Source organism: Desulfococcus sp. (assembly GCF_041737845.1).
Classification (GTDB): domain Bacteria; phylum Desulfobacterota; class Desulfobacteria; order Desulfobacterales; family Desulfococcaceae; genus Desulfococcus.
This window is the reverse complement of the sequence record NZ_JBGSQX010000139.1, coordinates 19,576-31,545: the sequence shown is the minus strand read 5'-3', so window position 1 is coordinate 31,545 and position 11,970 is coordinate 19,576. Positions and strand designations below refer to the sequence as shown.

At 57.2% G+C, this 11,970-nt stretch carries 10 protein-coding genes and 1 CRISPR repeat array; all 10 genes read right to left on the bottom strand.

The window, feature by feature from the left end:
* Positions 1-27: 27 nt before the first annotated feature.
* A CRISPR array of direct repeats spans positions 28-657; the repeat unit is 32 nt; unit sequence GTTTCAATCCACGCCCCCGCGCGGGGGGCGAC.
* A gap of 173 nt (positions 658-830) precedes the next feature.
* Positions 831-1,121, bottom strand: coding sequence for a CRISPR-associated endonuclease Cas2 (cas2, locus tag ACEW8N_RS16345; RefSeq protein ID WP_373500915.1), 291 nt, complete (start codon positions 1,119-1,121; stop codon positions 831-833).
* Between the two features lie 14 nt (positions 1,122-1,135).
* Positions 1,136-2,164, bottom strand: a complete 1,029-nt coding sequence (gene cas1c, locus ACEW8N_RS16340; protein ID WP_373500914.1) for a type I-C CRISPR-associated endonuclease Cas1c — start codon at positions 2,162-2,164, stop codon at positions 1,136-1,138.
* Positions 2,161-2,844, bottom strand: coding sequence for a CRISPR-associated protein Cas4 (cas4, locus tag ACEW8N_RS16335; RefSeq protein WP_373500913.1), 684 nt, complete (start codon positions 2,842-2,844; stop codon positions 2,161-2,163). Before cas4 ends, cas1c begins: the two co-directional genes overlap by 4 nt.
* Entirely contained in the window at positions 2,837-3,649 is an 813-nt protein-coding gene (gene rhuM, locus ACEW8N_RS16330) for a RhuM family protein (protein WP_373500912.1), read from the bottom strand. Before rhuM ends, cas4 begins: the two co-directional genes overlap by 8 nt.
* Before the next feature lie 267 nt (positions 3,650-3,916).
* Positions 3,917-5,011 carry a type I-C CRISPR-associated protein Cas7/Csd2 gene (cas7c, locus tag ACEW8N_RS16325; RefSeq protein WP_373500911.1) on the bottom strand — a complete coding sequence of 365 codons (1,095 nt, stop codon included), beginning with the start codon at positions 5,009-5,011 and terminating at the stop codon, positions 3,917-3,919.
* A 23-nt stretch (positions 5,012-5,034) separates the two neighbouring features.
* Positions 5,035-6,789 carry a type I-C CRISPR-associated protein Cas8c/Csd1 gene (cas8c, locus tag ACEW8N_RS16320; RefSeq protein ID WP_373500910.1) on the bottom strand — a complete coding sequence of 585 codons (1,755 nt, stop codon included), beginning with the start codon at positions 6,787-6,789 and terminating at the stop codon, positions 5,035-5,037.
* A complete protein-coding gene (gene cas5c / locus ACEW8N_RS16315) occupies positions 6,786-7,469 on the bottom strand; it encodes a type I-C CRISPR-associated protein Cas5c (RefSeq protein ID WP_373500909.1) in 684 nt (227 codons plus the stop codon). Before cas5c ends, cas8c begins: the two co-directional genes overlap by 4 nt.
* A gap of 10 nt (positions 7,470-7,479) precedes the next feature.
* Positions 7,480-9,705: a CRISPR-associated endonuclease Cas3'' gene (locus ACEW8N_RS16310; RefSeq protein ID WP_373500908.1), complete on the bottom strand. Its 2,226-nt coding sequence runs from the start codon at positions 9,703-9,705 to the stop codon at positions 7,480-7,482.
* 70 nt (positions 9,706-9,775) lie between these two features.
* Entirely contained in the window at positions 9,776-10,762 is a 987-nt protein-coding gene (locus ACEW8N_RS16305; RefSeq protein ID WP_373500907.1) for a helix-turn-helix transcriptional regulator, read from the bottom strand.
* Between the two features lie 136 nt (positions 10,763-10,898).
* A complete protein-coding gene (locus tag ACEW8N_RS16300) occupies positions 10,899-11,681 on the bottom strand; it encodes a TIGR02757 family protein (RefSeq protein WP_373500906.1) in 783 nt (260 codons plus the stop codon).
* Positions 11,682-11,970: the final 289 nt, after the last annotated feature.

The following is an 11,970-nucleotide window of genomic DNA, read 5'->3' as shown; positions in this document are numbered from 1 at the left end:
GGATTCTCGCTGTCTTTATGGCCACAAGTTTCAATCCACGCCCCCGCGCGGGGGGCGACGCAATAAATCGGTCGAAGACAGCGCGGCACAGGCCGTTTCAATCCACGCCCCCGCGCGGGGGGCGACAAGCCTATCGGGATCTTCGCGCCCAGGCTGAAGAGTTTCAATCCACGCCCCCGCGCGGGGGGCGACTCGAAATTGGCATGCCGGTCTATGTCGATTGCGGTGTTTCAATCCACGCCCCCGCGCGGGGGGAGACTCCGAGGAGAAGGGGCGGAAGCCTGTCGGTAAGGTTTCAATCCACGCCCCCGCGCGGGGGGCGACCCAAGACGAAAGACCCGCAGCAGCTCAAGAAGAAGTTTCAATCCACGCCCCCGCGCGGGGGGCGACACCCGGGGGCCGCCCGGTACGCTGCCAAGGAATGGGTTTCAATCCACGCCCCCGCGCGGGGGGCGACTTATCGCCGTGTAAATCCATGGCCGGTCCATCAGGTTTCAATCCACGCCCCCGCGCGGGGGGCGACAGGTTCATGGAGCCTCGAACGAGATCCCGAAACTGTTTCAATCCACGCCCCCGCGCGGGGGGCGACCCAATGGCGCTTCCGACTCCGGATGTCCCGCCGCCGGTTTCAATCCACGCCCCCGCGCGGGGGGCGACCGCTGATTCGTAACCATTCGTGACAAATCAGTTTTTCGTACGTTTTCCGCGAACTCCTGTTGAGGGCTGTCTCGTTCACCTCCCCATTCAGCCCATATATCCGGCAATCCGTGTACCAGCAAGCTTCGCGAAGCTCCCGCAGGTTGCTGGTTGCCGACGGTTCGCGGACCTGTTTACACAATCAGCGGACCCTCCTGGTCCACACTTTCCTTTGCGCCGACATGCTCCACCCGGTTCCGCCAATTGGCCCCGAGGAAGTAAAAACGGAGACTGTCGGCATCCATATCGATCTCATTGATGAGCAACTGGCGCATCCTGGTCCACTGCGCCGGATCGACCATGCACTCGAACACTGAAAACTGGACCCGCTGGCCGAAATTGCGGCACACCCTGGCCACCCGTCGCAGCCTCCTGGCACCACCGGGTTCGCTTGTACGCACGTCATAGCTGACCAGTACCATCATGGCTGCACCTTCCCTTATTTCCAGATCACCGGCGGATAGCCGTCGAGCTCGTCCCTCAGGTAGCGGGCAAAGAGCAGGGCCTGGGTGTGAAAAAACAGACCCAGCGACATCCTCTCCTCCAGGAATGGATGCACCATTTCCTCCTGTTTTCGTTTTTGATAGGCTACCAGCAAGGTTTTGCGGGCCGTGTCGCTCATTCGAACCGCGCCACCGTCGCTGACGGCAAAATCCCCCTGCTGCAACTGGCCCAGGTTGACCAGCGACAGGGCCAGCCGATCCGCCATGGGCCGGAACTCCTCCATCAGATCGAGGGCCAGCCCGGCACGACCGGGACGGTCCCGGTGGAGATAACCGACCGCCGGATCAAGCCCCACTGATTCAAGCGCGGAGCGCATATCGTTGACGACCAGGGTATAGAGGAAGGAAAGCAGACAGTTGATGCGGTCGAGGGGCGGCCTGCGGCTGCGCCGGCGCATGAAGAAATGGTCCTTGTCACGGATGATGAGATGGTCGAAGGTGTTGAAATAGACGCGGGCCGCATCACCTTCCACCCCGCGCACCTCGTCCAGCGCCAATTCTCCCTGCAACCGCCTGATCGCGGCTCCCAGCCGGTCGATGCCTTCCTGGAGCGCCGGCGCATCCACCTTATCGCCATGATCGCGGAGCGCCCGCAGCAGCACCGTCCGGCTGTTGGCCACCTTGCCGAGAACGCAGGCGCCCGCCACCGCGGCGGAGAAGGCCGGATCGTCGGCCCGCCGGTACTGCTCCCGCCGCAACAGCACATTGCCCGAAACCGGTCCCTGCACCCGCGCCAGAAACCGACCGTTTTCAGTGAGGAAACTCAAGCCCACATCGCGCTCGCCGCAGAACCCCATCAAAAACGGGCTGCACCCGACATTGCCGAAGCAGACGATGGAAGCCAGGGTGTGGAGCGGGACCCGCAGGGCTACCCCGCCATCGATCCGGACCGCCACGGTCTCGCCGTCCTTGGCCAGATAGGCGCCCTGGGTGGTGACAAACAGGGTGTTGAGATGCTTTTTCATACCGCCACCATTTTCTGCAGATAGCGCTTCACCCGCTTTTTGGTTGCCACCTTGGGCAGACAGAGCGTCAGAAACGAACAGCTCTCGCATTGGGCCTCATAATGCGGCGGCGGCGTCCTGCCCTCGGCAAGCAGAGCGTGCACCGCTGCTGCCGTCTGTGCCGTCTTTTCCCGCAAGGGTGCGTCGAACGCCACACCGGATCGCCGCTTTTTTTCACCGTAATAGAAGGCGCCCTCGGGCACGGAGCAACCCAGCATCTCCTCCAGGCAGACGGCCTGGGCGCAGAGCTGCACCCGGTCGGTGTCGTCCTTTTTCGGACGGCCGCGCTTATACTCCACCGGGAGGGGCCGCCATGAGCCGTCTTCCCTCAGGTGAAATTCGACAATATCGGCTCGGCCCGCCACCCCAAGCCGCAGGGATCGGATGGGCACATCGTATTCCACCCGAAGCGTGCGCCTCGACTCCCGCCCGCTGGTGTGCACCCGCTCATGGAGGATGCGGCCTTCGGCGGTCAACCGGTTTTCCAGCCACTGCTGTTCGATGTGGATTAGTGCGCACTGGCGCGGACAGAACAGGTAATGCTGCAGGGCGGAGATCATCACCAGATCGACCTCGTCATGGCGGATTGCCTCGGCCGGCGGCAAGCGGTCTTCGTTCTGGTGAACCAAGGGATCATGCACGGGGAACCTCCTCCCTGTTTTGGGTCATGTCGCAGCCAAGCAGATTGACGATCAGCCGGATCATCAGCGCCTTTTGGGCCGGATCGGATGCGGCGATGAGCAGGGCAAGAGCAACCAGGGCCTTGTTGTCGATACGGACGGTATCGATCAGACCGTTTGCCTGCAGATAGAGCAGAAACAGCAGCGAGCCGATCCGCTTGTTGCCGTCGCTGAAGGGGTGGTCCTTGATGACGAAATAGAGGAGGTGGGCGGCCTTTTCCTCGATACTTGGATAGAGGTCCAGGCCGCCGAAGGTCTGGTGGATTGCGCCAAGGATCGCCGCCAGGCTCTCCCCGCGCTCCCGACCGAACAGATCGGTGGTCTCGCCCCGGTTCGCCAGTTCATCCCGCAGGCATGCAATCCCCCGGCGGACAACCGCAAGATCGAATTGAACGCCCGTACCGCGATGGATGGCTGCGGGCAGGGGCAACCTGTCTTCATCATATTGCAGCAGCAGTTTCCAGCTCTGGCCGTACCTCCGGACCAGCTGAAGCACCGCCAGCCCGGTTTCGTCCACGAGCTGGTGTTGCTCCAGGGTGTCGGCCAGCAGGTCCAGCACCCCGTGCAGCTCCTCAACTCCCTTTTCTGCGAGCCGCCGATGATTGAGAGCATAGCCTCGCACCAGGTAGTCTTTCAGCACCGAGGTGGCCCAAATGCGGAACTGCGTGCCGCGCTGCGATTTCACCCGGTAACCGACGGAGATGATGACATCGAGGTTGTAAAGGGCAACGGGTTTGTCCGAGGAAGGAATATGCATTTTTTGCATATTGCTTTCCCTCGGCAATTCCCCTTCCTTAAAAACGTTGTTCACATGCCTGGAAATAACCGATTGGTCCCGTTGGAATAAATCGGCCATCTGAGCCTGGGTCAACCAGACGGTCTCTTCCTGAAGGTGAACATCTAGGGTTGTTTGCCCGTCTTCGGTTTGGTAGAGGACGACGGTGCCGTGGTTGGACGTTGAGGGCTCCTGTTGTTCTTGGGGTGATGCCATAGAGAAGCAATCCCTTATACAGCGCCAAAGATATATTATTTTTCACAATTTTTCTTCCAAGGCAACGCCAGACGGAACGGCACCGATACTCACCGTATAGTCATGAAACGAACGAGCCGGGCCGGTGGACCCTTCCGCACGCTTGATGTCAATCAGATCAAAGAGCTTGTGGGCCGGAGCATTGCCCATTTTGTTGTCATGCTTGAAAACGAAGAGCTTGCGGCTGCTCATCAGACCGCGGGCTGCGGAGCGGTCATGCTCGAACATATTGATGACTGCCTGCCAGAACAATTCGAGATCATATTCGTTGAACCCGGTTTGGACAGCCAAAGGCGCTGAAATGAAACCATGGCAGCGGTAAAGGGCATAGGGAACCGTAAATTTCCGGCCCATGGTCCGGTTGTCGCCCTGCTGTTTTTCAGCTTCGGCTTCGGTGGCTACAGCCATACGGGTGATGCTGTGCTCCAGCGGCACAATCTGGTCGATACTTCGGGCAAAAGTGAACTGGACCGGCCCACGAACCTGGCCGCAATTCGGTGCTGATTTGAGGGAGAGTACTCCGCCAAATGTCCTGATGTCGTAATAATCCTGACACATTTTAACTCTCCCCTGTTCCACCTCTTCGCCGTTTGGGCGCCTGGACTTCGCTCCCTTTAAGACAGTATTCATCGCATCCTTGATCACCTTGGCGGGTTTGGCATCCTTGAGCCACTCTTTGACTTCTTTTTTATCGGCATCGGCTGCGACGATAATTGAAAAAGTGCCGTTTTCCTCATCAGCCTCAACTGTTACCCCTGGCGGAGTGCCGTTCTCTTCAAGCCATTCGTAAACTCCTTTCTCAATCGGGGCAGTGGACTCCTCGCCAAGTCGGATTCCCAACTCTTTAAACGCCTTGACATGGGCACGGCCCAGCACGGCTTTTTCCTTAACGTATATGTCATTAGGCGCGGCGCATCCTTTCTCTAACTGAACAAAGTTTCGCACCTTACGCTTGATGCACACATCGGTGACGAGGCCATGCCCGGTTTCCGGGTCGATCCGGGGCAGGTTGCCGGCATCGGGGTCACCGTTGGGGTTGCCGTCTTGTACGTCGAAAAAAAGCACAAAGTCGTAACGGTTCTGGATGGGATTGCTCATAACAGTAGCCTCCTTGGGCTGAATCAATTGGTTTCGATTTTAGTGAAAAAGGCCTGACGCTGATGATAGTAGCCTACCGCAAAGCGCCCTTGATCCTGAAGCGCAAGATGCGTGGGGAAATCGACAATGCCATCCATGATCTCTCCGATAACCTTTTCCAAGTTTACGGCCCGACCCCGGTTTTCCAGTTTGGCGAGGTGGTGATTTTTCAATTTCATCAGATGGGGAAAGGCGGCCACCGGCGTACCGGAGGCCGCACCGTAAAAACGGTCGCGAATGGTGGCGTTGATAACGGGGCTTGCTTCTTCCTGAATTTTTTCCAGCGTGGCAAAGAGTCGGCCAAGTCGGTATCCGATATTGGTGTTGCCTGTGTCCAGGGCCATACCTGCCTCCTGTTCTGGATGTTGATAGAATCTTGCCGCCCTCACTAAAATCGCCTTGATCAGCGCAGCTCGGGGATAGGTGATTTCACGTTCCGCCCGGCAACGGCGGATAACCGCTGCCAGGAGTGTTTGCGGATAAGGGGTGCCGGTAAGAATTGCCTTCATGAACTCACCGGCGATCTTGGGGGGGATGTTCTCCGATTTTCCTTGTAGGGCGGTGGAAACAAGCAGACGAAACAAGGAGAGATACTCAGGCTGCTTTGGCCCATGTACTATAGCGCAGTCTTCGAAATGTTGCAGAATATGCCGGGCCGTTTCACCCACCGTACCTGCATGCCAAAAACGCACGGCTATACGAGCCGCATTGGGAGCGAGCCCCAACACAAAAAACGGCGTGTAGTCTTCGGTGATCGGCGGCGCACCCGCCTTGGGTGCTTCATAGAGGATGCGGATGGCTTTGGTGGCTTGCGCCGGGTTTTCCTTGGAAGGTTCACCAAAGACGTCGGCGAAGAAATCTTCCATCTCATTTTTTTGCTTGGCCCAAAATACCGTGGTGGCATCACCCACAAAAAGTTTCTGTTTGGATTTCTTGGCAAGCAACTCATTTAGCGCCGTGGTGTATTCAAAAGCGGCTTTTTTACTTGTTGGTGCATTGTAGCTTTGCAATTTGCCATACGAGTCAAACCCCATATTTTTCTGAAATGAAACGATTTTGGCATTGCTCTTTGCGCCAGGTATAGGAGTACGGGGATGAAGACGAGCAACCGAACCCATCTGCCCAGTAACAAGGCAAAACCCTTCAGTATCTGAAAGAGATTCTCCCTCTTCATCATCCTTTTCGGAGATGGTGCCTTCGGAAATAAGCGCCTTGATGCTATCTCTCTGACAAACTAGTCCCTGCTGCCCCTCTATCTGGAATGTTAGGTTGCAGCCAGCAATTTTAATGCAGTCCTTCCATGATGGATGATTGAACACACCATCGAAATTGTCGATAGAGATAAATTCCATAACAGCTCTAACTGATAAATCTTCTTTACAAAGGTTAGAAATATTTTTTGTTTCTTCCACGAATGTTTCGTGCTGTTTGCGAGCCATCACTTTGTCTTTCTCGCTCTCTGATTTCGGCCACCCCAAAACATAGCCGTAATGATCCCAAAGAAGATTTGCAGTATTCCATGATTTAGACCCAGAGCGCGGTCGTTCCTCGGGGACAACAAACGATTGGGTCACCATTTTTCGCCCTGCCGGTGTACGAGTGTCCTGTAGCCCAACAAATTCTCCTTTTATGTTTAAGACAATTATAAATGGAATCTCAACGCGCTTGAATCCCTGCGGAGCTATGGTGCCATCCTCTGCAAGGCGATCATAATATGAAGCCAACGCCTGCAATATCATTGCCGCACCTCCTCCGAATCTGAGCTTGGCACATGCAAAATCCCCTTGTTGAGTTCCGCTCGGAAAAAAGAGGGGCGGCAGGCTTCGGTGCAGCAATGCACATGGTCTCTGTCCGCCCGGTTGTCGTGCTGGATGTCGTAAAGCATCCAGCCAAGATCGCGGGTTTCTGGTATCGGCTCAGGCAATGCCTCGTTCAGATGGATCAAGGTAAAGTCGGCGGCGAATTCGCGGCAACCGAGATAGGGTCGGTGAAAGCATTGCCCTTTTTCCACCCGCCGCAGTAACATTTCTTGAAACTTGGTGAGGTTATCCTCCGGCCCAACATTATCCGTCATCTCAAGACGTGCATGAATTGTGTAGGCCACTTCCCTCAGGAACAGTCCAGCGCGCTGCTGCCGCTGCTCCTCAACGAAAAGTCCGCTTGAACGCGGAGACATGACGCTGCCCACCTCGTTGCGGCGAACCGACTCCCAACGGATCGGCGCCAGGACATCGATACGCTCTACCAGCCAGCGGATGGCAGGTTTCCATAGGATGGCTTCAAGCACACCCCTTGCAGCCGAAGGCGTCATTACGTCATACGACACTCGTTCCACCTTCATTTCGGGTCTGGTAAAGCAGGCGTTCCGCCCCCAGACCTTGAGGCGGAACGGAGCGCTTCGTTTTCCGTTTCCGTTCATATTTTCTCCTTCAAATCATCAGTTCATCCGGTTCATAGATCATGGAGCGATCCACGCAAAAACCGAGATTCTTGTCATACAGATTACCGTGACCCTGAACAAAGATGCCCGGGTGAATCTCCTCGATGGCCCCGTCAGCCAACAACCGGCCATGGACATGGCGTGGTAGATTGACCACATACCGTTGTGCTTGTCTCAGAATCCAACGTTCCGGTCCTTGGCGCCGTAACTTTTCAATCAGCTTGCTGCCGTTTTCGCCATAATGGACAAGAACCGACGCATAGGCACTCTCGTCGATGAGCCTGAATTTCTCTGCCGCGGTGCGAAAACTGATCCGCAACTCCCGGTCGTTGTAAAGTAATGACATGATATTTTCCCTATCCAGTCTGTCGCCTCGCATCCAATAGTACGTCCGGAAAAATTGTTCGAACCTTTCCGGTGAAAGGGGGTCTTCCTCTATGTCCATGAGGAGTTGACGACCGATTTCGGCTGCCTGGCGAAGGTGACCTGCCGGTATTCGGCTTTCCGGTTGAAAAACATACACCGTGCCCTGATCCAGTCCGCCTTCCCGGTTGCAGCGCCCGGCTGCCTGCGCCACGGAATCAAGACCTGCAAGCGCCCGATAGACCACGGGGAAATCAAGATCGACCCCCGCTTCGACAAGCTGGGTGCTGACCACTCTCGTCGGTTCTTTCAATAAGAGATTTTTCTTGATTTCCGCAATGCGGTCCGAGCGGTGCGCCCCGCACATCAGTGCGGAAAGATGAATGGTGCCTGGTGGGAGTTTTTCCCAAAGAATACGGGCATCATCGCGACGATTTACAACGCACAGAACGGTTTCATGGCGCATCAGGCGCGCGGCAATGGTGTCCCAGGATAACGGAACCGACAGGTTTTCCAGGGCTTCGACCCTGGTGCGTTGCAAGCGGGAATGAAGGTTCAATGAAGAAGGGATGATTTCACGAAGGCCTGGAAGACCGATAAAATCGAAGTCCATACTCTTATGCGGGCCAAGGGCAGGCTGTGTCGCGGTGGAGAGGACAAAAGTCACCCCGTAATTCACCTGTAGTTCCCGAATGAGTTCCAAGACAGGGTTCAAGAAATCGGCCGGCAGGAGTTGTGCCTCATCCAGGATCACGATGCTCTCAGCGATATTGTGGAGCTTTCGGCAACGGCTTGTTCGACTGGCGAACGAGGACTCGAAGAACTGGACCGATGTGGTGACAATGATCGGGGCATCCCAATTTTCGCATGCCAGCCGGCTGCGGGCATTTTCACGGGCGACGTCTGCCACATCCAGATTGCTATGATGTTCGAGAACGGCTTCTCCGAAAATCGAACGGAACTGGTCTGCGGTTTGTTCGATGATGCTGGTATACGGAATGACGTAGATAATACGCCGCTTCAAATGGACAGCGGCATGCCTCAAGGCAAAGGCCATTGAAGAAAGCGTCTTGCCTCCCCCTGTGGGAACGGTGAGGGTAAACAATCCGGGTGGGTCGGCCGCCCGATCCCGGCATGCCTGCAATACTTCAGCCCGGATGAGATTGACCTTCGTGTCAGGGGCGTTCGCCAGTTTTTGCGTCATATAATCTTCGAATAACGGCGCCAGATCGTCCATCGCGGGATAGCCGGCACGTTGAGCCGTCTTTTCCGGGTCCATGAAAGACTCGGTATCCAGAAAGTCGGCATCCACCAAGCAAGAGAAAAGCATTCTCAGCCAGACCGATCGGGAGAGCGATGTACCGCCTTTCCCTTTTTCTGTAGGTATTTGATTTTCTGTTGTTACAGAAGGAATGGCGCCAGCCTTTGCGTCAAGTAATAATTCTTTGCGGTTTAGCCGCCAGGAGAGAGAGGCTTGTGGCGACGTTTCGCTTTCCCAGTCCGGCAACCCGGCATGATGCCCGGAGATGCAGTACGCAAGGATTCGACCCAGTTTTTCAAACCGATCAATGGCATGCAAAGCTCCGGCGCTGGAGTGGTCGACCCGCCCGGGCTTTCCCTCTAAATGGGCTTCGTTTGATTTTCGAATATAGCTTTGAAAAGCTGGCGAAAATTTGCCAAGATCGTGCCAGAGTCCGATAAGATACGCCCATGAATAAGCGCCAAACGAAGAGCCGAACTTACCCGCGAGGGTAGCCACGCCGTGCAGATGGGAATCCAGGGGCTGCCATTCAGAGAAGGGTTTGTCTGGTTTAGAATGTGCAAACGCAATCACAGGGTTTCTTTGATGCATCGAAAAAACCTCCTCATCCATCAGATGCCTTCATCTTTTCCGCTAATCCCACCCTACCACCCCCACCCTGTCACCCAATGTCAGGGTGGTCGTATATTTTGTTCATTTTGTCGATTTCCTGTCGGATCAGGGTTTGCAGTTCCGGGGGTGAAACCACCCGCACCTCGGCGCCATACCCGAGGATGACCTTGACCAGTTCGCGGAAGTCGGCGGCGGGGAAGCTGAGGAGCAGACCGCCATCCGGGTTGAGCCGGGATTCCTGCTGCGGGTGCCAGACCTGTTCGCCCACGAGCGCCGCGATCCTGGGGGAGAAGCGGAGCCTCACCTCGCGGGTCGCATCGCCCTGCATGATGCCGAAATGGCGCCGGGTGTATTCCTTGAGCGGCGGCAGGTCCTTGGGGACATCCACCGGCTCCTCTGCCGGCTCGACCGCCAGCAGGCGGGAGAGGGCGAAATCGCGGATGGCTTCCCTGGCGGCACACCAGGCCAGCAGATGCCAACTGCCCATGTAGTGCATGAGATGGAGCGGCTGCACCGTTCGGACGGTGGTGGCGCTGCTGTGGGGGGAGTGGTAAGTGATCCGGAGAGGGCCGTCGTCAAAGAGCGCGCGGACGGTCAGGCGAAAAAACTTTTCGTTGACCTTTGCATACTCGACGTTTTTCACCGAAATTTTGTCGCTGATCCTTTCGATGCAGGACTCGCCGGTTTTCCGGCCGATGTCTGTCATCCGTCCGATCAGGCGGCAAAGGTCTTCCTTGAGGGCGGCATCGGGGATGGTTGAGGCCAGCCGCGCTGCCAGAGCCAGGGCTATCATGTTGTCCTCGCTGATCCAGTGCGCCGGGATTTCGTAGGTGTCGTCGGTGTAGCGATAACCGTTTTTTGAGCGGTCGAATTCCAGGGGCGCATGCAGACGATCGCGCATGAATTCGATGTCCCGCTGGGCGGTGCGCGACGACACCTCGAACGCATCGATCAGAGATATAGAGTTGGGAAACCGCGACCGCTTGATCTGGGTATGAAACCACATAAATCGCTCGAATTTCAGCCGGTCGGACATGCATTCTCCCGTTGAGACATGCTTGAGGATTTACGTCAGTGTATCGAATATCCCGATTCTATCATAAAAGTTATGATAGTACAACCGAAAGCGGCGACGGCCAAGAGGTGAGGAATCCGCTCGAATGCGGAAAACGCTATAGAAAATCCTCCACCGTCATGTCGCTCCGGATCCCCAGGCGGGTGAGGGCGAAGTCGTAGCGCACCGGGTCTTCGGGGACCCATTGCGAGAATCCCGCGGTCACCTCCAGGGCGGTGGCGAGATCCAGGGCATTCCTGCGGGTCAGGCCCAGGCGGAGGGCCATGCGGTGCATGTGGACGTCCAGGGGGACGATCAGCTTGGACAGGGGAATGCCGGGCCATCCGCCGGGGTCGACGGCATCCGACCGGACCATCCATCTCAGGAACAGGTTCATGCGTTTGCAGGCGCTCCCCCGGCGGGGGAGGGGGATGAGGTGGCCGGGGTCCCCGGCGGCGGAGAGCCGCAGGCAGAATCGGTCGAGGGCGGGAACGATGGTGGGGTCCGCGGCCCTGTACCCCCGCAGGAAGCCCCGATACAGCGACCCGTCCCGGTCGATGATCGCCCCGGCGCCCGCAAGCATGTCGCGGATGTGGGCGCCGGTGGCGAAGCGGTGTTTGAATCCGCAAAGGACAGTGTCGAGGCGGTCGGGGGCCTCCTCCGCGAGAAAATCCGCCGGGCTCGATCCCATGGCGGAGAGGATCTTCCGGACGCTTGCCAGGATCTGGGCGACGCGGCCGTAGGCCAGGGATGAGGCGATGAGCGCGACGATCTCGCGGTCCCGGACCGATTCATAGGCGTAGAGGAACTCCAGGGGATCGGGGTGGACGAATTCCCGGCGGTTGATCCTCTGGTAGAGCGATTCGAGGCGATGTGCGGTATCACGGTTGATGGGGTTCATCCCGGACGGCGATTCCTCTGACCCTTGGGCCTTGACAGGGTTTCCAGACCAACATCCCGCTGGGGGAATCGCCTCCGGATCGGCGGCCCCCGGAGCCTGTTACCATTTTTGCCCGGCGGCGGCAAGCCCTCATAACGGCCCCATGCGGCGGGCTTTCCTGCATTGCCATTGACGCGGGACCCGCAATAATTTAGGATGCCCCTGACCTTTTCCGCCCCTGCAGACACTCGGATCGCGGTTTCGGCAGTGGCGCACGAGATGGAACCCTATGGCAAGCGGGGGCGTGCGA